We start from the raw sequence: 23643 nt of genomic DNA, 5'->3' as shown, positions 1-23643 counted from the left end.
CCGGGCATCATCCACCGTGCGCAAGTATGCGCACGGAGCTTGAAGGCTAAAAATCGTCCGCAGGGACGATTTTTTTTCTTTATGGGCGATACAAGTAGACATGAGTACGACTACTTGTAGTACCCAAGCGCAGCTTACATCGGGCAGTACTGTGCCATTCGATTGTAGACGTCCATCGCGGCAGAGTCAAACAAGGGAGAGAACTGGCTGGTTGGAAAGGCTGAGGAGATATGTGAATTGACTCCTACGGCATAATTACTGGTGGTCCACGCACCACCGCTGGCACCGAACGTCATGGGATTGTTATCCATGCGAACGGTATTATTGGAGATATCGCCTTTGGTGCCGTCCACTGTTTGCATGGTCTCGCCGAAGCCGAAATTTCCCGGGTAGCCGAGTGCCGTCAGGTTAGGATAAGGGACGTTGCTTTGCAAGCCGAGTGCGCCGCCGCGAGATTCCGAGGTCGTGCGCATGAAGCCGTAATCCACATTGAACGCCATGTTGTGGCTACGATTCACCCAAGCTGGATTAATACCTAAGCAGTACGATTGAATTCCTTGCTGACCATTGTTGTTCGGATAATTCTGACGGAATTCGAAATTGGAGAATGCCATACCGCTTACGTTATCGACGATGCAGTGTGCGGCCGTCAGCAGTGTGCGGGTATTGCCGACAAATTGAGCCGAGCAAGAATACGCTTCTCCTCTCGAGTTGACAAAGAATAGTTTCCCAGCCGTGCTGTAGGGCATGATCGCCATGTTGGCTGCCGTCGGTACACCTTGTTGCTTACCTCCGGAGAGCGGGGCGTTTGGAAACACCGGTTCTATTGTTTGCGATGTGGTATTCCAGCGCGTTTGCTGCTTTGCGTTTTTGAAATAGTAAACATCGTTCTCAGACATCTTTGGTGCTGGCATAGGAGTGGCCTGTCTGAGTCTTTCCGGGGTCCAGTAGACGCTGCGTGCGGCATTGCGCGGGACGGTGATAATCGTTGCCTCTGGTGTGACAATTTTTTGTCCCTGGGTCTGCACCTGGGGTGCGGCAAAGGCAGACGGTGCAATCAGCGCGGCGCCGATCAGTGCGTAAACGGTAGGCTTCATAAATCTCCAAGAAAAGTATTTAAAAAAAAAGGCATATAGTTGAAGCTTCAAGTTTTTGACTTGAACAACAGCTTCATTCCGTGTGTAGTGATCGAGCTATCCATTGGTTCTCAGCGGCTTGCCGAGTGCCCTGGCAGTCGCGTTCGGTGTACCGGGTAGCGGCCATCGACGACTTCAGGTGATAGCCATTTTAGGGAGGAGAAAAGTAACAAACAATCGGACTAGTACTAATAATTTAACTTTTTTTAATGCAAAGTACCAAAAAAGAAATTTTTAACTTGCCAATGATTTTTGCCATTCAGGGTATCTGACTAGGGTTTGAACCCCCGGCCTTCAGAGGCTGTCGCAAAAGGGTTTTCAGTCGGTGTCATTACCCTAACTGGTGGCCACGTCATTCCTGCGCGCTTTTGGCAGGAACCCAGCGGCGTTCGTGCTTAACTGAAAATGCCAGAGATGATCGTGTTTTCAGCGCTGAAAACGACACTGGGTTCCCGCTAAAAGCATGCGGGAATGACGAGGCTGCGGCATGCGGGAATGACGAGGTATGCGGTGTTTCAGGTGTAAAAAACGTCCATCAGGCTTTTGCGACAGCCTCTTCAGGCCGGTGAGCGACGAAGGAGCGATCCGATGGGAGGGGATGCAAACCCGTTCCAGAGGCTTTTCCATCGTCGCTTGCGACGATCCATTAAGTTGCTTACTCTAACGGCAGACATGTCACTCCCCCGTGCTCTCGCCTCGTCATTCCTACGTAGGCAGGAATCCAGTAACGATGCGTGTTCCCACATTGATTGTGTCAGAGACGCCATTCTGTCTGTCGTGCCGACGTCAGCGTCAAGGAAACTTGGTTCCTTGACGCTGACGTCGGTAATGCTATAGCGAATGACTCAGCCGATACGCTGTAAACCGGATGGTTTAACTTTCGCTTCCAGCAGTTTGCCTTTGCGTGCGCGTTTATTGATATGCGGAGCCAGAGCGTTGGCCGAGAGGGCGATGTCCTGCGCTTTGCCGGCGCGTCCGATGCCGCTCACGCGTACCCCTTTCTGGCTGATCGGGATCGCTGCCAGCAGTTTTTCCTCGGCTTCCAAATCGATCAAGGTGACGCCGCGTCCGCCGCTGGCGAGGGTTTTGATTTCACCCAAGCCGAATACCAGCAAACGACCTTTTTCCGATAAGCAGGCAATCGCACTGGCATCGTCGGCCACTGCCGTCGGCACCAGCGGCAGATCGCCGGGCTCGAGCGTCATGAAGGCTTTACCGGCTTTCATGCGACCGACCATGTCGGCGATATTGGCACAGAAACCGTAACCGGCGCTCGATGCCAGCAGCAGCGTGCGCTCGCTCGGGCCGGCATAGTAGTGCAAAATCTTGCTGCCGGCGGCTAAATCGATGAGGGTGGTGATCGGTACGCCATCACCACGCGCGCCGGGCAGGGCCGACACTGCTACCGAATACACGCGTCCGTTGGAACCGAATACCAGCAATTGGTCGACCGTGCGGCACTCGAACGTGCCGTACAGACTGTCGCCGGCTTTGAAACTGAACTGTGCTGCTTCATGCGCATGGCCGCCGCGCGCGCGTACCCAGCCTTTGTCGGAGATTACCACGGTCACCGCTTCATCGATGATCTTGGCTTCAGTCGAGGCGCGTGCGGCTTCTTCGATGATGGTGCGGCGCTCATCGCCATACTGCTTGGCATCGCTCTCGATTTCCTTGATCAGCATGCGCTTCATGGAATTCGGTTGCTCGAGCAAATCTTGCAGCCCCTCTTTTTCTTTGCGTAATTCGCTCAATTCCTGCTGGATCTTGATCGTTTCCAAGCGCGCTAACTGACGCAAGCGGATTTCCAGAATATCTTCGGCCTGACGTTCCGACAAACTGAATGCCGTCATCAGCGCCGGTTTCGGTTCATCCGATTCGCGGATGATACGGATGACTTCATCGATATTGAGCAAGACCGCTTCGCGCCCTTCCAAAATATGGATGCGGTCGTCGACTTTCTTGAGGCGGAACTGGGTGCGCCGGGTGACGGTGATGAAGCGGAAGGCGATCCATTCATTGATGATATCGAGCAGACCCTTCTGACGCGGACGGCCGTCGCCACCGATCATCACCAAATTGATCGAGGCCGAGGTTTCCAGCGAGGTATGGGCCAATAACATCTGCATGAATTCAGCTTGATCTTGGTTTTTCGATTTCGGCTCCAGCACTAAACGCACCGGCGCATCTTTGCCCGATTCGTCGCGTACCGTATCGAGTATCGCCAGGACCGATTGTTTCAGGCTGACCTGTTCCGGCGACAAAGTTTTTTTACCGGTCTTGATTTTTGGATTAGTGATTTCTTCGATTTCTTCCAACACCTTTTGCGAAGAGGTACCCGGTGGCAGTTCTGTCACCACCGCTTGCCACTGGCCACGCGCCATTTCTTCTATCTTCCAACGCGCCCTTACCTTCATGCTGCCACGTCCGTTGGCATACATGTCGGCAATCGCGGCGGCTGGCGTGATGATCTGACCGCCGCCGGGGAAATCCGGTCCTGGTATCATGCCCATGAGTTCGGCATGTTGCATGCTCGGGTTGCGTATCAGTGCGACTGCCGCGTGCGCCACTTCGCGCAGATTATGCGACGGAATTTCAGTCGCCAAACCGACTGCGATGCCGGAGGCACCATTGAGCAGCACGAAAGGCAAGCGGCTCGGCAGTAACTTCGGTTCTTCGGTGGTGCCGTCATAATTGGGCTGAAAATCGACCGTCCCTTGATCGATTTCATCCATTAATAATTTGGCGATCGGTGTCAGACGTGCCTCGGTATATCGCATCGCCGCGGCACCGTCGCCATCGCGCGAACCGAAATTACCCTGACCATCGATGAGCGGATAGCGCAAGGAAAAATCTTGCGCCATTCGCACCAGCGCGTCGTACACCGATTGATCGCCATGCGGATGCAGCTTGCCGAGTACATCGCCGACCACGGCCGCCGATTTGCGCGGCTTGGCCGCGGCATTGAGACCGAGTTCATTCATCGCATACAGAATGCGGCGTTGTACCGGCTTTTGACCGTCACAAACATCGGGTAAGGCGCGACCTTTGACTACCGAAATGGCGTAATCGAGGTAGGCGCGCTCGGCGAAGGTGGCCAAGGTCAGTGTTTCACCATCGATCGGTGGCGGGCTGGATTCAAATAAATTTGCTTGATCGCTCATAAGTATTTTGTATTCTTCAATTCAGGAAAACAGCTGGTAATCAGATATCGGCTTCGACGGCATTGCCGTGTTCTTCTATCCAGGCGCGTCGGGCAGCGGCTTCGCCTTTACCCATGAGCATATTGAAGCGTTCGGCGGAAAACTCCTGATCGAATTCACCGAGTGCTACCGGCAATAAGCGGCGCGTATCGGGATTCATCGTGGTTTCCCATAATTGCACGGCATTCATTTCACCGAGACCCTTGAAGCGGGAAATGCTCCAAGCGCCATCCTTAACCCCATCTTTACGCAGCTTGTCTTCGATCGCCGTCAACTCACCGGTATCGAGCGCATAGATTTTTTGTGCCGGTTTTTTACCACGCGCCGGCGCGTCAACACGGAACAGCGGTGGCCGCGCCACGCAGATGTGGCCGCGCGCGATCAGTTGTGGGAAGTGTTTGAAAAACAGCGTCAGCAACAACACCTGAATATGCGAACCGTCGACGTCAGCATCCGACAAAATGCAGATTTTCCCGTAGCGCAGATTACTCAGATCCGGATTGTCTTTGATACCATGCGGATCGACGCCGATGGCGACGGCGATATCGTGAATTTCATTGTTGGCAAACAGGCGATCACGCTCCGCTTCCCAGGTATTGAGTACTTTGCCGCGCAAGGGCAGAATCGCTTGAAATTCTTTGTCGCGGCCCATTTTGGCAGAACCGCCGGCGGAGTCGCCCTCGACCAAAAACAATTCATTGCGGGTGATGTCGTTGGATTCGCAATCGGTCAGCTTGCCCGGTAAAACAGCGACACCCGAGGATTTTTTCTTTTCCACTTTTTGCGCCGAACGCAAGCGCGTTTGCGCTTGTTTAATTACCAGCTCGGCCAGTTTTTTACCGTATTCGACATGCGAATTGAGCCACAGTTCGAGCGGCGGCTTGGTGAAAGTCGAGACCAAGCGCACCGCATCACGCGAGTTCAGTCGCTCTTTGATCTGCCCTTGAAACTGCGGGTCCAGCACTTTTGCTGAAAGCACGAAGGAGGCACGCGCGTACACATCTTCCGACAACAGCTTGACGCCCTTCGGCAGCAGCGAATGCATTTCGACGAAACTCTTGACGGCACCGAACAATCCTTCGCGCAAGCCCGATTCATGGGTGCCGCCGGCCGGTGTCGGAATCAGATTGACATACGATTCGCGGACTACATTACCTTCTTCGGTCCAAGCCACCACCCACGATGCGCCTTCGCCATCGGCAAAGCCGTCATGGTCGGCATTGGCAAACTGCTCGCCCTCAAACATCGGAATCAGCGGTTCGGCGTGCGAGGCATGTGCCAGCGCTTCGGTCAAGTAGCCGCGCAAGCCTTGATCATACTGCCAAGTTTGCGTTTCACCGGTCTTGGCCTGGCTCAGTGTCACCTTGACGCCCGGTAACAGTACGGCTTTCGAACGTAGCAAGCGCTGCAATTCCGCCAGCGGCACGGCGGGGCTATCAAAATATTTGGCATCGGGCCAGATCGTGACCCGTGTTCCCGATTTTTTTTCGCCGCGTCCTAAAGCCTGACTACGCAAGGGCTCGATCACGTCGCCATCGGCGAAGGTCAATTGATGCATGCCGGCTTCGCGCCAGACGGTGATTTCCAAGCGTTTCGATAAAGCATTGGTGACCGACACGCCAACCCCGTGCAAGCCGCCCGAGAACGCATAGGCACCGCCCGAACCCTTGTCGAACTTACCGCCGGCATGTAATCTGGTAAACACGATTTCCACGGTTGGCACGCCTTCCTCTGGGTGCAAGCCGACCGGGATACCGCGGCCGTCATCTTCAACGCTGAAACTGCCGTCGCTGTTGATGGCCACTTGTATATGCTGGCAATGTCCGCCCAAGGCCTCATCAGAGGCATTGTCGATCACCTCTTGAATGATGTGCAGGGGGTTTTCGGTCCGGGTATACATACCGGGACGCTGTTTGACCGGTTCCAGACCTTTCAAGACACGGATGGAGGATTCGCTGTAGTCAGAGGGAGAAGTATTTTTTTTAGTGGCCATGCCAATAGGAATCTGTTGTTTTGGTTGAAATGTGATGAAGTTTTGCAATTTGTTTGATCGGACTTACATCATTTGGATGTATTCTTGCATACGTTTTTGCAGCTATTGTAGCTGTATTGAGTAGATGGATAAACGATGTCACAAAAAACTCCAACGATCGCTATCCGCTTGCTTGGATTTTCGGCCAGTGAAGAAGATACTTTTTTCAGTGTTTTGGCGGTTGCGCGCGAAACCGGGTATAGCTATACCTGCCTCAAACGAGGCTGCCTGCAAGATCCTGACATGTATATTGTGAATGCGGGTGAATTAAAAGCGCTCGCAACTTTATCGGATTTACACCCTGGTGTGGCGCAGCCGGTGTTGCTTATTGGTAAAACTGAGGTCGACTTGCCGTATCGGGTGATGCCGCGGCCTATTCGCTGGCGCAAAATTTTCACCTTGCTCGATGAAATGATCGATCAACGCACACTGGTGCTGACCGGTTTGAGTGCACGTAAAACCGTGTCCGTTCATGAGCGACGCCGCGACAAGCGGCTCGATCTCGATTTGACCGATCCCGATGTCTATGCCAAAATGCGCGCGCAAGCGGTGGCCAAGGGCGGTATCTTGGTGGTGGATAAGGATACCCAGTTTCGCGAGTATGTCGCCGCCATGATGGATCCGTTCGGCATCAATGTCACCTTAGCGACCGATGAGCGCAGCGCCCTCATGCTCGATGGGAATAATCAGCATGCGCTGACCCTGATCAATACCTCGATGCCGCAGCTCGATCCCTATGCCCTATGCGCCGAGCTCAAACGGCAAAACCTCGGCTTGCGGACTACGGTCATCTTGCTGGTCGATAAGTCGTTTGAATACCAGATCGAACGGGCCGCGAAGGTCGGCTGCAGCGGTTTTCTGGTTAAACCGCTGACGCGCCTGGTGTTGCTCAACACAATGAAAAAATCGCTGCAACTGTACGATTGATCACTTGCTCAAGGTCCGCATGGCGCGCGCCAAACCTTCCAATGTGACGGGAAACATCCGCTCGCTCATCAACTGGCGCACCACGCTGATCGATTGGCGGTACTGCCAAACCGCTTCCGGTTCCGGATTGAGCCACACATATTTGGGGAAAGTGCTGGCGAAACGCTGCAGCCAGACGGCGCCGGCTTCTTCATTATTGTATTCAACCGAGCCACCCGGCTGCAGGATTTCATAGGGGCTCATGGTGGCATCGCCAACAAAGATCAGCTTGGTATCGGCCGGATACTTGCGCAAAATATCCATGGTGGGAAATTTTTCGGCATGGCGGCGTCGATTGTTTTTCCATAAATAATCATAGACGCAGTTATGGAAGTAAAAAAATTCCATATTCTTGAATTCGGTCTTGGCGGCGGAGAATAATTCTTCGGTCTGGGCAATATGGTCATCCATGGTGCCGCCAACATCGAGCAACATGAGCACCTTGATGTTATTTTTTCGTTCCGGCTGCATTTTGATATCGAGATAGCCGGCATTATTGGCCGTCGCCTGTATCGTCGCATCGAGGGCAAATTCTTCGGCCGCACCGTGGCGCGCGAATTTACGCAAGCGGCGCAGCGCGACTTTGATGTTACGCGTGCCGAGTTCGCGTTCGGCATCGTAATCTTTGAATGAACGTTCTTCCCACACCTTAACCGCACTGCGCTTACCACCTTGGCCGCCGATGCGTATGCCTTCCGGGTTGCTGCCACCATTGCCGAATGGCGAGGTGCCACCGGTACCTATCCATTTGCTGCCGCCTTCATGGCGCTCTTTTTGTTCTTTCAGTAAATCTTTGAGCCTGTCCATCAGCTTGTCGTAGCCGAATTTTTCTATGGCGGCTTTTTGCTCATCGCTGAGTTCGCGCGCCAGTCGTTGCTTGAGCCAGTCGAGCGGAATCTCGGGATGTTTTTCAAACAGTGTGTCTATGCCCTTGAAATACAGGCCGAAGGCGCGGTCGAATTTATCGTAGTGGGCTTCATCCTTAACCATGATGGTACGCGCGAGGAAATAAAAATCATCGAGCGACATGCTGATCAAGCCTTTTTCCAACGCTTCCAGCAACATCAGAAATTCTTTGATCGATACCGGCACTTTGGCATCTTTGAGCGTAAAGAAAAAATCGATCAGCACGTAAAGGTTCTCCCCAGACCAAGCGCCGGCAGCGGCGCGGTGATTAATTGCTCAAGCGCGGCGATCGAGCAGATACTGCAGATTCTGTTCGACGCCGGCCCATTCATTTTGCAAGATACTATACACAACAGTATCACGGATGCGTCCGTCCGGCATGACCATGTGATTGCGTAAGATACCATCACGCTTGGCACCGAGGCGTTCGATCGCCGCTTGCGAGCGATGGTTGAAAAAATCGGTACGAAATTCGACTGCCAGGCAGTCCCACACTTGAAAGGCATGCCGCAGCATCAGTAATTTCATTTCTGTATTGATGCCGCTGCGCTGGGCTGAGCGGGCCAGCCAGGTATGGCCGATTTCGAGACGGCGATGTTCGCGTACCAAATTAAAAAAACGCGTGCTGCCGACAATTTTACCCGTGGCCAGATCGCGGATCGCAAATGGCAGCGCCCGCTGCTCGGCCATCGCCGTGAGGGCGTTGCTGAGCCACTGGGTACAGTGTTGCGGTGCTGGTACAGAGGTGAAAAATAATTTCCACAGTTCGCCATCGGCCGCGGCCGTGGTGATTTCATCGAGATGCGCAGGCGTCAATGTTTCGAGGGCGACGCGTTGAGCGCTTAATTGCAGGGGCAGGCATTGCATGATAACTATCCTTATAGGGAACGATTGCCTTACTTTCCCATAGAAGCGCGGCGGGCGACAGTTACAGTGGCAGAAAAAAATTAACGATACAGTAGGCCTTGCGAGTGAGTGCGCAATCTGCCAAGCCACAGTAATGCTTGCTAAGAAAAATAAAAGTCGTTATACTACAAAGCTGTATAGAATTTTGCGGCGTGGCATTTTATCAACTTGCTTTGACCTCGTCGCTTTGACCACGTTTAGGAAATCTCATGGCAAATACCGCACAAGCACGCAAACGTGCTCGTCAAGCAGTAAAACAAAACGCACACAACTCCAGCCAACGCTCGACTCTGCGCACAGCCATCAAAGCTGTTCGTAAAGCGATCGAAGCCGGTGACAAAGCCGCTGCTGCAGTTATTTTTCAAACATCCGTATCGACTATCGATCGTATCGCTGACAAAAAAATCATTCACAAGAACAAGGCAGCTCGCCATAAGAGCCGTCTGGCTTCCGCTTTGAAAGCACTGGCTGCGTAATTAACTGAGTCTTGTTGACTCTGGTCGGGTGCTAAGGTGCCAAACCGGACGGCAAGCTTAAGCGCAGCAGTACAGATGGGCAGTGAAAAAAAACCGCAGATACTGCGGTTTTTTGCATTGCAAGAAGCTATTGTGATTAACGTGCCAGCGGCAAGCCCTCGATTTTGGTACCCGGTTTGATATTTTTTTGCTTGAACCAACCGAGATTCATTTCCAGTGCGTATTGCACGGTGCGTTTGGCGCAGTGTGAGTCGAGTGATTCCGGTGCCATGTCTTCGATATTGACGATCACGCCATCGCGATCGATGAAGGCCACCGATAAAGGGATCAGGGTATTCTTCATCCACATGCACACCCCGGCCGGCGCATGAAAATCAAACACCATGCCTTCATTGCCCGCCATTTTGGTGCGCAACATCAGACCTTGCTCGCGTTCTGCATCACTGCTGGCCACTTCGGCTTGAATCACATACATACCGGCTGACAATTGTTTTATTGGCAACTTTGTTTGCGCGCTGACGCCAGCCGCGCAGACGGAAAAAGCCAGCAGGGTAGCGAGGCGGAGCAGGAAATGTTTATTCATGATTAATCAGGGTGAAAAAAAGGTGAAGGCCGTATCGTACCGCAAATAAAAAAAAGGCAGTAAACCTAAGCGCTTTACGCTCGATTTACTGCCTTTTTTAATGCGGTAAAGCTTATTTGCTGGCTGCTGCGGCTGCCGCATCGGCTGCAGGGGCAGCTTTTTTCGCTTTCTTGGCTTTTTTAGCCTTCGGTGCCGCGGCTTCGGCGGAAGCGGCAGGGGCTGAAGCAGGGGCGTCAGCCGCAGCGGCAACTTGAGCAAATGCGACGGAAGCAAACAGACCAGCAAGCAAAACGGCGATCAATTTTTTCATGTTCATTCCTTAGAGTAGGGGGGTAACAGCATGATGATTTCAGTGCAGCACTGATGAGAACGGCGTAGTAGTGTTGCCGGTTGACACGATTATTCAAGAAATGCAAAATAAACCCACGTCTAACACGCCTGTCACCGTCTGCTTGCAGTGTCACAGTGTCACTTGTTGCCATTCTCCCGGCATGAGCGGGTGGCTGGCCAAGGAAAAGCCGCTGATAGCACTGCGCACCAAGCGCAGGGTAGGCAGGCCGACCGCCGCCGTCATTCGCCGCACCTGGCGATTTTTTCCTTCCGACAGGGTCAAGCTCAGCCAAGCCGTGGGTATTTGCGCGCGTTCGCGGATCGGCGGATGGCGTGGCCACAGCCAGTCGGGCGGCATGATTTGTACCGCTTGGCATGGCTGCGTCACAAAGTCACCTAAATCCAAGGGCGCGCGTAAGGCCGCCAGTTGCGCTGCAGTCGGGCTGCCTTCGACTTGTACTAAATAGGTTTTCGCTTGTTTGTGATCGGGGTGACTGATGCGGTTCTGCAGTTGCCCATCATCGGTCAGTAAAATTAATCCTTCGCTATCAGCATCAAGCCGCCCGGCTGGGTATATATTAGGTAGGCTCAGATAATCGGCTAGAGTTTGGCGGCTGGGATGGGCCGAAAATTGGCACATCACGTTGAAAGGTTTGTTGAGTAAGATCAGTTTCATGGCAATATGGTAAGCGCAATTTGGTAAATTGATGGCACACAGTAAAATACTAGTGCATAATACGAAATGCTGGTCTTGTGTCTTATATAAGAGTTAACAAGGGTTAACGAGAGTTTTTGGCGCAGAGTCGATCGCGCACCAGTCTTGACGCCGACTTTCGTTATTATATAGAGACAAGACATATTTACGACATAACACAACTCAGCGTACCCAGCGCACCCCGCTTGTTCGCTTAACTACGGAGAAAACGATGTATCAACATATTCAAGTTCCTGCTGAAGGTAAAAAAATTACCGTCAATGCCGATTTCTCGCTGACTGTTCCTGACAATCCTATCATCCCGTATATCGAGGGTGATGGGACTGGCGTGGATATCAGCCCGGTCATGATTAAGGTGGTTGACGCCGCAGTTGCCAAAGCTTACGGCGGCAAGCGCAAAATCAGCTGGATGGAAATCTTCGCTGGTGAAAAATCGACCAAGGTTTACGGCCCTGACGTCTGGTTGCCGGAAGAAACGCTGACAGTCTTGCGCGACTACGTTGTTTCTATCAAAGGCCCACTGACTACGCCAGTCGGCGGCGGCATTCGTTCGCTCAACGTCGCCCTGCGTCAGGAACTTGATCTCTACGTTTGTCTGCGTCCAGTCCGTTATTTCAAAGGCGTGCCATCGCCAGTCCGTGAACCGGAAAAAACCGACATGGTAATTTTCCGTGAAAATTCGGAAGATATCTACGCCGGTATCGAATTCGCACAAGGTTCCGAACAAGTCAAAAAACTGATCGCTTTCCTGACCACCGAAATGGGCGTCAAGAAAATCCGTTTCCCAGAAACTTCGGGCATCGGTATCAAACCGGTTTCCATCGAAGGCACTGAGCGCTTGGTTCGTAAAGCAATCCAGTATGCAATCGACAACGACAAGTCATCGGTGACGATTGTACATAAAGGCAACATCATGAAGTACACCGAAGGTGGCTTCCGTGATTGGGCCTATGCATTGGCACAAAAAGAATTCGGTGCAGAACTGATCGATGGCGGCCCATGGTGCAAATTTAAAAATCCTAAGACTGGCAAAGATATCGTCGTCAAGGATGTGATTGCCGATGCATTCCTGCAGCAAATCCTGTTGCGTCCAGCTGAATACAGTGTCATCGCTACCCTCAACCTGAACGGCGATTACATCTCCGACGCGTTGGCAGCACAAGTCGGCGGCATCGGTATTGCACCGGGCGCGAACTTGTCCGATTCCGTGGCCATGTTCGAAGCAACCCACGGCACAGCACCGAAATACGCTGGCAAAGATTATGTCAACCCAGGTTCCCTGATCTTGTCGGCTGAAATGATGTTGCGTCACATGGGTTGGTTGGAAGCGGCGGACTTGTTGATCTCGGCAACCGAAAAATCCATCACGGCCAAGAAAGTCACTTACGATTTCGCCCGTCTGATGGAAGGCGCTACGCAAGTATCGTGCTCCGGTTTCGGCGATGTCATGATAGAAAACATGTAACTGTTTGCATGGTAAACAAAAAGCCGGCGTAAGCCGGCTTTTTTCATTGGTATCGCTGTATTACTGCGCTAGATTGTTGATGGCATAGCGGATCAGATCGGCCTGGCCATCGATATTGAGCTTGCGTTTGATATTGAGCCTGTGGGTTTCGATGGTGCGCACGCTCAGGCTCAATTCGCGGGCGATGTGCTTGTTCGATTTGCCGGTGGCGATACTCTCTAGTATACATTGCTCGCGCTGAGTCAGTAATTGCGTCGGTCGTTTGCGGTTGGCTTCACTCTGCAGTCCGGCGCTGAAATAGCTGCCGCCGGCGATGACGCTTTCGATGGCGTGGATAATCTCTTCTGCCGGGACATCCTTAAGTACATAGCCGCGCGCACCGGCTTGCACCGATTGGCTCACGTACTCAGCCTTTTCGTGCATCGACAGCATGATCACGGCGATCGCCGGGTAATCTTGACTCAAGCGCGCGGTCAGACTGATGCCGTTGGTATTGCCGAGATTAATATCCATCAGGACCAGATCGAGCGCTTGTTCTGCAATGATCTTCAGCGCTTCCGCGGCGCTGCCGGCCTCGCCACAAACCTGAAAGTGCGGCACGCTTTCCAAACGGGCGCGCAAGCCGTCGCGTACCAGCGGATGGTCATCCACCAACAGTAGCTTGATCGGGGTGGTCTGATTCATTACTTATTATTCTCCGTGAGGGATACTGGCCACGACACGCGTGCCTTTACTGTTTGATTGCAGCAGCAACTGCCCCTGTACCGTCGCCAAGCGTTCGCGCATATTCGACAGGCCGATGCCACGCTTGGGGTGCTCGGCGATGCCTTGAGCGTCGAAGCCGCTGCCATTGTCGATAATACAGAGTGTGACGGTGTTTCCATGCGCACGCAATTCGATTTCCACTTGACTCACTTGCTTGGCATGTTTATGGATATTCGTCAGCGCTTCTTGCGCTACCCGGTACAGCACCGTGCCGCTGATTTCCGATAAGCCGTGAAACTTCCCTTCGGTGACCAATAATACCGGCAGGGCGGTGGCGTTTTCAAATTCGGCTGCCAGATGCTCAAAGGCGGCCACCACCCCGAGGTCGACCAGCATGGCTGGCCGCAGGTCGTGGGAGATGCGGCGCACCTCTGCCAAGGCTTCGTTGAGCTGTTTGGTAGCGCGCGCCAGCGCGATGCGTGCGGCCTCTTGGGCAGGCTGTACCGGGGCCAGCTTGGCGACGCCCGATTCGATCTGCAGTTTCACCGACACCAGCAATTGACTGAGCCCATCGTGCAGATCGCGCGACAGCCGTGCACGCTCATCTTCTTGCGAGCTGACGATGCGCCGCGTCAGGACCTTGAGCTTGGCATCGGCCAAGCGTGATTGGCTGATATTGAGTGCCAAGCCGGCAGCGGCGATGGCCAGAGCGCAGGCCAGCGTAATGCCGACGATCCAAAACATGGTGTTATGGATATTCGCCGCGCCTTGCACATCGATGCGGGTCAGCGCGCTCTCGACATCATCGAGATAGATCCCGCTGCCGAGTACCCAACCCCAGCGTTCCAGCGGAATCACATAACCGAGTTTGGCCGCCATCTGATGGCTCGATGGTTTTTCCCACAGATAACGGACGGCACCGCCGCCTTGGTCGGCTGCGTGGATCAGTTTTTGTATTGTCAGTTGCCCTTGTGGATCAGTCATATTCCACAGATTGCGCCCGACCAGTTCGGGCTGACGCGGATGCATCAGGTTGTTACCTTGCCGATCGTAGATGTAAAAGTAGCCATCATCGCCGAAATCGAGTGAGGCTAAAATTTTCTTGGCTTCTTCCTGATTGCGTGGCGTGCCGTGGTCATGCTCGTAGAGGTGGGCGATAGCTGACTTGGCTAATTTGACGTAGTGCTTGAGTTCGAGTTCTTTGCTGGCCAAGTAGGCTTGTTCGACGCTGTGGCGCTGTTGCTGTGCCAATTGGGTCGATTGATAAAACACCGCAGTAGCGATGCCGAAGAAGGAAAGCAGCAGCGGAATGATCGCGAAGAGGATGAATTTATAACGCAGTGTCATGAGGCTGCAGCGGAGTGAGGGCAGTGCAAAAAAAAGCCCCGTCAAAGCGGGGCTTTTCGAAATTCCTGATCCGAAAATTACGGATTTTGGATGTTAGAAGCTTGCTTGCCTTTAGGGCCTTGCGTGACTTCGAACGATACTTTTTGACCTTCTTTCAGAGTCTTGAAGCCGTTCATCTGGATTGCGGAAAAGTGGGCGAACAAATCCTCACCACCGTCGTCCGGAGTGATAAAGCCGAAGCCTTTGGAATCATTGAACCACTTGACGGTACCTGTTGCCATAATGCATCTTTCAAATAGAATCTAATCACACGAGCCGTAAAAGCAAGAAACCTGGCGACATGCCAGCCCTCCCTAAACCTGCCCCCTTCGTGTTAACTAATAAATACTAACGTAGCCAACTGATATCATTCTTGGCGGAAAAAAACCTCATGTCAAGAAACTTCTGGCCTAGGGTGTTGTATTGTTGTATTTTTAATTGAGTTTAACAAATTAGGCCGCTCTGACTAAACGTCTCCCTAACGTGATTCCGAGCTTGATCTCTGGAAAATGATCACCATCTGTGAAAAGTCTTGAAAGCGAGTAACATTGATTGAAGTCTAGAACTTGGCTGTCTTTATTCGCTTATTATTCACTTCTCGCATCGATCAACGTACTAAAATAGGCGTATGGGAAACAAGCATGAAAACAGTACGATCTTGGAACGGCAAGCGCAAAAGCTCAAGCCGCCTTCCATGTATCAGGTACTATTATTAAACGACGACTACACTCCGATGGAGTTTGTAGTGACGGTTGTTCAGGAATACTTTAATAAAGATCGTGAGACTGCGATGCAGATCATGCTAAGAGTACATCGTGATGGCAAAGGCGTTTGCGGTGTTTATTCGAAAGACATTGCACTGACCAAAGTGGAACTCGTTTTGACGCACGCTCGTAAGGCAGGACACCCCCTGCAATGTGTGATGGAGGAAGTATGATTGCGCAAGAATTAGAAGTTAGTTTGCATATGGCGTTTGTCGAAGCCAGGCAGGCTCGTTATGAGTTCATCACCGTTGAGCATCTGCTGCTGGCACTGCTCGATAATCCCTCGGCTGCGGAAGTCATGCGCGCTTGCGCGGTCAATCTCGATGATCTGCGTAAAACGCTGGGTAACTTCATTACCGACAATACGCCTACCGTACCCGGTAGCAGCGAGGTCGATACCCAGCCTACGCTCGGTTTTCAGCGCGTCATTCAGCGCGCGATCATGCATGTGCAATCTTCGTCGAATGGCAAAAAAGAAGTCACCGGTGCCAATGTACTGGTGGCTATCTTCGGTGAAAAAGATTCGCATGCCGTGTATTACCTGCATCAGCAGGGCGTGACGCGGCTCGATGTGGTCAATTTCATTTCCCACGGCGTGCGCAAAGATAATCTGACGGAACCGCAGAAAGCCGACACTGGTGGCGAAGAACCGGCTGCCGAGGCGCAGGCGAAAGAAAGCCCGCTCGATCAATTTACCCAAAATTTGAACAAGCACGCTGCTGAAGGCAAGATCGACCCGCTGATCGGCCGCGACAGCGAAGTCGAACGGGTAATTCAAATTCTGTGCCGTCGCCGGAAAAACAATCCCTTGTTGGTCGGCGAAGCCGGGGTCGGCAAGACCGCGATCGCCGAAGGCTTGGCCCTGCGTATCACGCAGGGTGATGTGCCTGATATCTTGAGCAACGCCGTCGTGTATTCGCTCGATATGGGCTCTTTGTTAGCCGGTACCAAATATCGGGGCGACTTCGAGTTGCGTTTGAAGGGTGTCTTAAAACAATTGAAAGATACCCCCAACGGTATTTTGTTCATCGATGAAATTCATACCATCATCGGTGCCGGTTCCGCTTCCGGCGGGACGCTCGACGCCTCCAATCTGCTCAAACCGGCTTTGTCCAGCGGTCAGCTCAAATGTTTGGGTGCCACCACCTACGCGGAATACCGCGGCGTGTTTGAAAAAGATCATGCACTGTCACGTCGCTTCCAGAAAATCGATGTCAATGAACCGACGGTGGAGCAAACTGTGCAGATTCTGCGCGGCCTGAAATCGAAATTTGAAGAGCATCATAACGTCAAGTATTCGGCTTCGGCATTGACCACGGCGGCTGAATTGTCAGCGCGTTTTATCAATGATCGTCATTTGCCGGACAAGGCCATCGATGTCATCGATGAAGCTGGGGCTGCGCAGCGTATTCTGCCTAAGTCCAAGCAAAAGAAAACCATAGGCAAGGCTGATATCGAAGATATCATCGCGAAAATCGCCCGAATTCCGCCACAAACGGTTAACCAAGATGATCGCAGTAAGCTGCAAACCATAGACCGTGACCTCAAAAATGTGGTGTTCGGCCAAGAGCCGGCGATCGAAGCCTTGGCTTCATCGATCAAGATGGCACGTGCCGGCTTGGGCAAGACTGACAAGCCGATCGGCTCTTTCCTGTTCTCCGGTCCGACCGGCGTGGGCAAAACCGAAGTGGCGAAACAGTTAGCCTTCACGCTCGGCATCGAGTTGATCCGCTTCGATATGTCTGAATACATGGAGCGCCATGCGGTCAGTCGTTTGATCGGTGCGCCACCCGGCTATGTCGGGTTTGATCAGGGTGGTTTGCTGACTGAAGCCATTACCAAGAAACCGCATTCGGTACTCTTGCTCGATGAAATAGAAAAAGCTCATCCCGATGTTTTCAACATCTTGTTACAGGTGATGGATCACGGTACTTTGACTGATAATAATGGCCGTAAAGCGGATTTCCGCAACGTCATCATTATCATGACCACCAATGCCGGTGCGGAAAGTTTGCAAAAGCGTTCGATTGGTTTCAACGACAATAAACAGGCTGGTGACGAGATGATCGACATCAAACGCATGTTTACGCCGGAGTTCCGCAACCGTCTCGATGCCATCATCAGTTTCCGTGCACTCGATGAAGAAATCATTCTGCGCGTGGTCGATAAATTCCTCATGCAACTCGAAGAGCAATTGCATGAAAAGAAAGTCGAAGCTACCTTCAGCGACAGTCTGCGCCAATTCTTGGCCAAGAAAGGTTTTGATCCGCTGATGGGTGCCCGACCGATGGCGCGCTTGATACAAGACATGATACGCAAGGCCTTGGCCGATGAACTGTTGTTCGGCAAGCTGGTTTCAGGCGGTCGCGTCATCGTTGAACTTGACGATGATGACCAAGTCAAGTTAATCTTTCCTGCACTCGATACCGCATCACCGGCGGCTTCGCCGGAAGTAGTCGAAGTAGAGTAAGCGAAGCGCGGGCACACAATATGGCATATGGCATATGGCATATGGCATATTGTGCCGGTTTCTGATGACACCTGTTTCGGAGGATATATGGCTGGATTTGCACCACCTTTGTATGTACTGGAATACACCTCAAAAACCATAGAATCGGTACTGTCCGAGGCGGCCTTGCAGGGGAAAGAAGTCGAAGTCGATGTGTACGACAGGCGCGATGTGAGTCGCAAACATACCGCCTTCGGCCGTCGTATCCCCGGTGGTGAGGATATTTTTCGCGTTATCGTCGAAGGCGATGCCGGTGCCCACGAAGATGAATGGAATTACACCATTTTGCGTGATTCAGCCGGGCGCAGCCGCAAGCACAAACACTGACAGCCGGCTCTGATAATAAAGCCCGCAACTGCGGGCTTTATACCATCGAACGGGGGGCTTGCTTACTGCTGGCCGGTACTGCCAAAACCACCGCTACCGCGTATGCTGTCGCCGAATTCTTCGACGATGTGAAAACCGACTTGCAATACCGGCACGATCACCAGTTGCGCCAGCCGTTCCATCGGTTTGAGCACGAACGCGCTGCTGCCGCGATTCCAAGTCGAGACCATCAACTGTCCTTGATAATCAGAATCGATCAGCCCCACCAAATTGCCGAGCACGATGCCATGCTTATGGCCCAAGCCGCTGCGCGGCAGGATCATGGCAGCATAGCCGGGATCAGCCAGATGAATCGCCAGGCCGGTTGGGATCAGCACGGTTTCACCGGCGGCGATGCTGATGTCGCTGTCGATACAGGCGCGCAGATCCAAGCCGGCGCTGCCGGGCGTTGCATAGGCCGGCAGTAAATCGTGCAGACGTGGGTCGAGTAGTTTGATGTCGATGTTTTTCATAATAAATCGCTTAAGGTAAATGGCTAAGCCGCGCGGCGATATCGGCGACGAGTGCGCGCGCCAGCGTGGCTTTGTCCGCGCGTGCCAAGCTGCGGTGGCCGGTGGCATCGAACAAGACCAGTTCGTTGTCGTCCTGGCCGAAGGTTTGATGGCCGATGTTACCGACCAATAAGGGAATCTGCTTCTTCAAGCGTTTCGCTGCGCCATATTCGAGCAGACGTTCCGACTCGGCGGCAAAGCCGACGCAATATGGTGGCTGCGGCAGCGCCGCGACGCTGGCGAGAATATCGGGGTTGGTTTCAAACAGCAGTTGTGGAGCAGCGCAGTCCTCGGTTTTTTTCAGTTTCTGCGTGCTGGCATTAGCCACGCGCCAGTCCGCTACGGCGGCCACGGCGATGAATACATCGGGCGTCTGCCGTATTTCCTGCAGCACTGCGTCATACATCTGTTGCGCGCTTTGCACATCGATGCGCTGCACTCCGTAAGGTCGCTCCAGTGCGGTAGGGCCGGATACCAAGGTCACGGCAGCGCCGGCTTCCCATGCTGCGGTAGCGAGCGCATAGCCCATTTTTCCAGACGACAGATTGGTGATGCCACGGACCGGATCAATCGCTTCGAAAGTCGGCCCGGCAGTGATCAGCAAGTGTTTGCCGCGTAAAGATTTTGCTGCGAAGGAAGCGATGATTTCGCTCAGCAAATCGGCCGCTTCGAGCATGCGCCCCATGCCGGTTTCGCCACAGGCTTGGGCACCTGCTCCAGGGCCGAGCACATGGATGCCATCGGCGCGTAATTGGGCCACATTTCTCTGGCATGCCGGGTTTTGCCACATTTCTACGTTCATGGCTGGCGCGATCAGTAAGGGAACGGCCGCTGGGCGGGCGATGCACAGAGTCGAAAGTAAATCATTGCAAGCCCCGTGCGCCAGCTTGAAAATGAAATCGGTACTACAGGGGGCAATCACGATGGCATCGGCATCGCGCGTGAGGTCGATATGCGGCATGTTATTGGCGATGCGCGCATCCCACTGGTCGGTCCACACCGGCTGGCCTGACAGCGCTTGCATGGTGACGCTCGTCATGAAGTGGGTGGCCGCTTCAGTCATCACCACATGCACGGTTGCGCCGGCTTTGATCAGCAAGCGCGTCAATTCCGCCGCCTTGTAACAGGCGATGCCGCCGCTCAGACCCAGGATGATTTTTTTTCCACTCAGTCGCTGTTGCATGTTAGCCGTCCTTATTTGCTGATTGACTTGCTTACTTCTTCACCCGTCGTAACTCATCGAGTATGAACAGCGCTGCACCCAGACAAATCGCACTGTCGGCCAAATTGAAAGCAGGGAAGTGATACTGTTCGAGGTAATGGAAATCGAGAAAATCGATGACATGCCCGTACAGCAGACGGTCGACGACATTCCCCAATGCGCCGCCCATGATCAGTGCCAGTGCGCTGCAAAATAATTTTTGTCCGGCATGTTGCTTGAGTAAATAGGTGATGTAGGCAGCGGCGATCAAACCGATGGCAGTGAAAAAGTAACGCTGCCAACCGGCTTCGGTGGCAAGGAAGCTGAAGGCCGCACCTTTATTGTAGACCAGCGTGAGATTGAAAAATGCCGTCACGCGCAGAGATTCTGCATAGACGAATAATTTGCTGATGGTGATCTTGCTGATTTGGTCGAGCAGCAGCACGACGGCGGCCAGCCCTAGCCAAGGCAGCAGCGAAGAAGACGAGGTGGCGGCTTTACTGCGCGGCGAGAAGTTGCTGGATTTTTTTGTGGCCATAATCGGTAGAGGTCTGGTGGTTGTACGGTGTGGGGCGGCGCTGCCACCCCACACGCGAAAGATCAGTCGTATCAGGCGCAGCGACGGCTCTCACCGCTGCCGAACAAATTGGACACGCAACGCGCACACAAGCCACTATGGGCGGCGGCGCTGCCGACATCGGCGCGGTAATGCCAGCAACGCTCGCATTTACTGTAGACCGAGGCCGTTACGCGTACCTGTTCTTGCTCAGCGCTGGCAACTTGTTCTAGCGTCGCTGCCGAAGTGATCAGCGCAAATTTCAAATCGTCACCGAAACTCTCGAGTACTGCAAACTTGTCACCACTGGCCGCGATCACCACTTCTGCCTGCAGAGAAGAACCGATGCTGCCGGCTACCCGTACTTCTTCGAGCTGCTTGGTCACATCGGTACGTACGGCCCGCAAGGTGGCGAATTTTTCCAGCAAGGCGGCGCTGTCGGCTACGGCCGGCAAGGCATAATAAGTTTGCGTGAAAATCGTTTCATCACTGGCCGCATAGGCCTCGGGCGTGGCAAAAAACTGCCAAGCTTCTTCGGCGGTAAATGACAGCATCGGTGCCAACAAACGCAATAATGCTTGAGTCAGGTGCCAAATCGCAGTTTGTCCGGAGCGGCGCGCTAAAGAATCGACACCGCTGGTGTACAGACGATCTTTGAGGATGTCGAGGTAAAAGCCGCCGAGATCTTCCGAGCAGTACGACTGTAATTTGCTCACTACCGGATGAAATTCAAATTGTTCGTAATGCGCCAACACTTCGCTCTGCAATACTGCCATGCCAGCCAGCGCATAGCGGTCGATTTCCAGCATGTCTGCAATGGCGATGGCATCTTTGCTGATATCGAAATCCGAGGTATTGGCCAGTAAAAAGCGCAGCGTATTGCGGATGCGGCGATACGATTCGGTGACACGTTTGAGAATTTCATCGGAAATCGATAACTCGCCCGAGTAATCGGTCGAAGCCACCCACAGACGCAGGATATCGGCACCGAGGGTGTCGGAAATCTTTTGCGGTGCCATCGTATTGCCCAGCGATTTAGACATTTTCTTGCCATTGCCATCGACCGTGAAACCATGCGTGAGCAAGGCTTTGTAGGGTGCGCGACCATCGAGCATGGAGGCGGTCAGCAGCGAAGAATGGAACCAGCCACGATGTTGATCGGAACCTTCCATGTACAAATCGGCCGGGAATTGCAATTGCTCGGCATGCGAGCCGCGCAGCACGGTTTGATGGGTGACGCCGGAATCGAACCAAACATCGAGGGTGTCGCGGTTTTTTACATACATCGGCGCTTCATCGCCAAGCAAGTCGGCGACTTCAATTTTTTGCCAAGCTTCGATGCCTTCTTTTTCTATCCGAACAGCGATCTGTTCCAGCAATTCTGCCGTGCGCGGATGCAGCTGGCCGGTTTCTTTATGCAGGAAAAATGCCATCGGCACACCCCACTGACGCTGACGCGACAGCGTCCAGTCGGGACGGTTGGCGATCATGCCGTGCAAGCGTGCCTGACCCCAAGCGGGGAAGAAGGCGGTTTCAGCGATCGCCTTGAGAGCAGTACTGCGTAAGCTGGCACCACCGTCTTTCGGGGTATTGTCCATGCTGGCGAACCACTGCGAGGTGGCGCGATAAATGATCGGCGTTTTATGCCGCCAGCAATGCATGTAACTGTGTTCGAACATGGTGAGCGAAAACAAGCTGCCAGCCAAGCGTAATTGGTCGCAGATCGGTTTCGAGGCTTCCCAGATCGTCAGACCGGCGAACAGCGGCAGACTCGAGGCGAAGCGGCCGTCGCCCATCACTGGCGCGATGATCGCGTCATCTTGCATGCCATGCGCTTTGCAGGACAAGAAATCTTCGATACCGTAGGCCGGTGCCGAGTGGACGATGCCGGTACCGCTCTCGAGTGTGACATAGTCGCCGAGATAAACCGGCGACAGACGGTCATAACCGGCGTCGACGCCGGCGAGCGGATGCTTGAAGCTGATGCCGGCTAAGGCCGCGCCCAGACAGGTGGCCAGCACGGTGCCAGTGAGGCCGTAACTGCTCAAACTTTTTTCTACCAGATCACTTGCCAAAATCAGCAGCGTGGCGACGCCGTCGCGCACCGTTTCGACCAAGGCATACTCGATCTCGCCATGCATGTTCAAGGCTTGATTGGAGGGAATGGTCCACGGCGTCGTGGTCCAGATCACGCAATACCCGGGCAGCGCCGGTAGGGCGGCCAGGCCGAAGGCGGTCGCCAGTTTTTCCGGTTCGGCAAAGGCAAAACCGACATCGATCGATGGGTCGCGCTTGTTTTCGTATTCGACTTCGGCTTCAGCTAAGGCAGAACCGCAATCGAAACACCAGTTGACCGGTTTCAGGCCACGATACACATAGCCTTTTTCCAGCAACTTACCGAGCGCACGCAACTCATCGGCTTCATTACCAAATGCCATCGTTTTGTAAGGATTATCCCATTCGCCCAGCACACCGAGGCGGATGAAACCGGCCTTTTGGCGTTCTATCTGTTCATCGGCATAGGCGCGTGCTTTCGCTTGGACTTCCGCGACCGGCAGGCTTTTACCGTACAGTTTTTCAATCTGAATTTCGATCGGCATGCCATGGCAATCCCAGCCCGGCACATACGGCGCATCGAACCCGGCCATGGTACGGGCCTTAACGATCATATCCTTGAGGATTTTATTGACGGCGTGACCGAGATGGATGTCACCATTGGCATACGGTGGGCCATCATGCAGAATGAATTTCGGGCGGCCAGCGGCGGCCTTGCGGATACGCGCGTAGATATTTTTCTCTTGCCATTGCTTGACCCAGTGTGGTTCGCGCTTGGCCAAATCACCGCGCATAGGAAAAGCGGTTTCGGTCATGTTGACCGGGTATTTACTCGCGACTTTGGCTGTTTTGTTTTCGGACATGATGAATTTTC

Annotated in this window: 21 protein-coding genes; 6 read left to right on the top strand and 15 right to left on the bottom strand. The window is 53.3% G+C overall.

What is annotated here, in order from left to right; genetic code table 11:
- Positions 1–134: 134 nt before the first annotated feature.
- From QN359_RS14620 to QN359_RS14610, 3 genes are all read right to left on the bottom strand, one after another.
- Positions 135–1097: a hypothetical protein gene (locus QN359_RS14620; protein ID WP_322247456.1), complete on the bottom strand. Its 963-nt coding sequence runs from the start codon at positions 1095–1097 to the stop codon at positions 135–137.
- An 884-nt stretch (positions 1098–1981) separates the two neighbouring features.
- Positions 1982–4297 carry a DNA topoisomerase IV subunit A gene (parC, locus tag QN359_RS14615; protein WP_322247458.1) on the bottom strand — a complete coding sequence of 772 codons (2316 nt, stop codon included), beginning with the start codon at positions 4295–4297 and terminating at the stop codon, positions 1982–1984.
- A 40-nt stretch (positions 4298–4337) separates the two neighbouring features.
- Complete coding sequence (locus QN359_RS14610; protein WP_322247459.1) at positions 4338–6329, bottom strand: DNA topoisomerase IV subunit B; 1992 nt, start codon at positions 6327–6329, stop codon at positions 4338–4340.
- Between the two features lie 135 nt (positions 6330–6464).
- Between QN359_RS14610 and QN359_RS14605 the strand changes: the two genes are divergently transcribed.
- Entirely contained in the window at positions 6465–7295 is an 831-nt protein-coding gene (locus QN359_RS14605; protein WP_322247460.1) for a response regulator, read from the top strand.
- Here QN359_RS14605 and QN359_RS14600 read toward each other — a convergent pair whose 3' ends face one another.
- Together QN359_RS14600 and QN359_RS14595 are read right to left on the bottom strand one after the other, a co-directional pair.
- The gene (locus QN359_RS14600) at positions 7296–8465 is read right to left on the bottom strand and encodes a hypothetical protein (RefSeq protein WP_322247461.1); all 1170 of its coding nucleotides are present in this window, start codon (positions 8463–8465) and stop codon (positions 7296–7298) included. It lies immediately after the preceding gene.
- Positions 8466–8516: 51 nt separating this feature from the next.
- Positions 8517–9107 carry a GNAT family protein gene (locus QN359_RS14595; protein WP_322247462.1) on the bottom strand — a complete coding sequence of 197 codons (591 nt, stop codon included), beginning with the start codon at positions 9105–9107 and terminating at the stop codon, positions 8517–8519.
- Positions 9108–9355: 248 nt separating this feature from the next.
- On the opposite strand from QN359_RS14595, the gene rpsT reads away from it, so the two are divergent.
- Complete coding sequence (rpsT, locus tag QN359_RS14590) at positions 9356–9622, top strand: 30S ribosomal protein S20 (RefSeq protein ID WP_322247463.1); 267 nt, start codon at positions 9356–9358, stop codon at positions 9620–9622.
- A 136-nt stretch (positions 9623–9758) separates the two neighbouring features.
- Here rpsT and QN359_RS14585 read toward each other — a convergent pair whose 3' ends face one another.
- The 3 genes from QN359_RS14585 to QN359_RS14575 all read right to left on the bottom strand — a co-directional run bounded on the left by QN359_RS14585 (position 9759) and on the right by QN359_RS14575 (position 11211).
- Entirely contained in the window at positions 9759–10205 is a 447-nt protein-coding gene (locus QN359_RS14585) for a DUF192 domain-containing protein (protein ID WP_322247464.1), read from the bottom strand.
- Positions 10206–10317: 112 nt separating this feature from the next.
- Positions 10318–10515: a hypothetical protein gene (locus QN359_RS14580; protein ID WP_322247465.1), complete on the bottom strand. Its 198-nt coding sequence runs from the start codon at positions 10513–10515 to the stop codon at positions 10318–10320.
- A gap of 150 nt (positions 10516–10665) precedes the next feature.
- Positions 10666–11211 carry a pseudouridine synthase gene (locus tag QN359_RS14575; RefSeq protein WP_322247466.1) on the bottom strand — a complete coding sequence of 182 codons (546 nt, stop codon included), beginning with the start codon at positions 11209–11211 and terminating at the stop codon, positions 10666–10668.
- Between the two features lie 250 nt (positions 11212–11461).
- On the opposite strand from QN359_RS14575, the gene icd reads away from it, so the two are divergent.
- On the top strand, positions 11462–12715 hold the full coding sequence (gene icd / locus QN359_RS14570) for an NADP-dependent isocitrate dehydrogenase (RefSeq protein WP_322247467.1): 1254 nt from the start codon (positions 11462–11464) through the stop codon (positions 12713–12715).
- Between the two features lie 60 nt (positions 12716–12775).
- Here the strand turns inward: icd and QN359_RS14565 are convergent, their stop codons facing one another.
- The 3 genes from QN359_RS14565 to QN359_RS14555 all read right to left on the bottom strand — a co-directional run bounded on the left by QN359_RS14565 (position 12776) and on the right by QN359_RS14555 (position 15048).
- Positions 12776–13399, bottom strand: coding sequence for a response regulator transcription factor (locus QN359_RS14565; protein WP_322247468.1), 624 nt, complete (start codon positions 13397–13399; stop codon positions 12776–12778).
- Positions 13400–13405: 6 nt separating this feature from the next.
- Positions 13406–14767 carry a cache domain-containing protein gene (locus QN359_RS14560; protein WP_322247469.1) on the bottom strand — a complete coding sequence of 454 codons (1362 nt, stop codon included), beginning with the start codon at positions 14765–14767 and terminating at the stop codon, positions 13406–13408.
- A 77-nt stretch (positions 14768–14844) separates the two neighbouring features.
- Positions 14845–15048, bottom strand: a complete 204-nt coding sequence (locus QN359_RS14555; protein ID WP_110257373.1) for a cold-shock protein — start codon at positions 15046–15048, stop codon at positions 14845–14847.
- Between the two features lie 386 nt (positions 15049–15434).
- On the opposite strand from QN359_RS14555, the gene clpS reads away from it, so the two are divergent.
- The 3 genes from clpS (at position 15435) to QN359_RS14540 (ending at position 18406) form a co-directional block, all read left to right on the top strand.
- Positions 15435–15743, top strand: coding sequence for an ATP-dependent Clp protease adapter ClpS (gene clpS, locus QN359_RS14550; protein WP_322247470.1), 309 nt, complete (start codon positions 15435–15437; stop codon positions 15741–15743).
- Complete coding sequence (gene clpA / locus QN359_RS14545) at positions 15740–18040, top strand: ATP-dependent Clp protease ATP-binding subunit ClpA (protein ID WP_322247471.1); 2301 nt, start codon at positions 15740–15742, stop codon at positions 18038–18040. Before clpS ends, clpA begins: the two co-directional genes overlap by 4 nt.
- A gap of 87 nt (positions 18041–18127) precedes the next feature.
- Positions 18128–18406, top strand: a complete 279-nt coding sequence (locus QN359_RS14540; protein WP_322247472.1) for a hypothetical protein — start codon at positions 18128–18130, stop codon at positions 18404–18406.
- A gap of 62 nt (positions 18407–18468) precedes the next feature.
- Here QN359_RS14540 and dut read toward each other — a convergent pair whose 3' ends face one another.
- From dut to ileS, 4 genes are all read right to left on the bottom strand, one after another.
- On the bottom strand, positions 18469–18918 hold the full coding sequence (dut, locus tag QN359_RS14535; protein ID WP_322247473.1) for a dUTP diphosphatase: 450 nt from the start codon (positions 18916–18918) through the stop codon (positions 18469–18471).
- Positions 18919–18928: 10 nt separating this feature from the next.
- Positions 18929–20140: a bifunctional phosphopantothenoylcysteine decarboxylase/phosphopantothenate--cysteine ligase CoaBC gene (coaBC, locus tag QN359_RS14530; RefSeq protein WP_322247474.1), complete on the bottom strand. Its 1212-nt coding sequence runs from the start codon at positions 20138–20140 to the stop codon at positions 18929–18931.
- 31 nt (positions 20141–20171) lie between these two features.
- The gene (gene lspA, locus QN359_RS14525; RefSeq protein ID WP_322247475.1) at positions 20172–20696 is read right to left on the bottom strand and encodes a signal peptidase II; all 525 of its coding nucleotides are present in this window, start codon (positions 20694–20696) and stop codon (positions 20172–20174) included.
- A gap of 71 nt (positions 20697–20767) precedes the next feature.
- On the bottom strand, positions 20768–23632 hold the full coding sequence (gene ileS, locus QN359_RS14520) for an isoleucine--tRNA ligase (protein ID WP_322247476.1): 2865 nt from the start codon (positions 23630–23632) through the stop codon (positions 20768–20770).
- Between the last annotated feature and the right edge of the window lie 11 nt (positions 23633–23643).

Origin of the sequence: Undibacterium sp. 5I2, from assembly GCF_035019605.1 — a bacterium.
GTDB lineage: Bacteria > Pseudomonadota > Gammaproteobacteria > Burkholderiales > Burkholderiaceae_D > Undibacterium.
The sequence above is the reverse complement of the archived record's forward strand: the minus strand, read 5'-3'. Positions and strand labels throughout refer to the sequence as shown.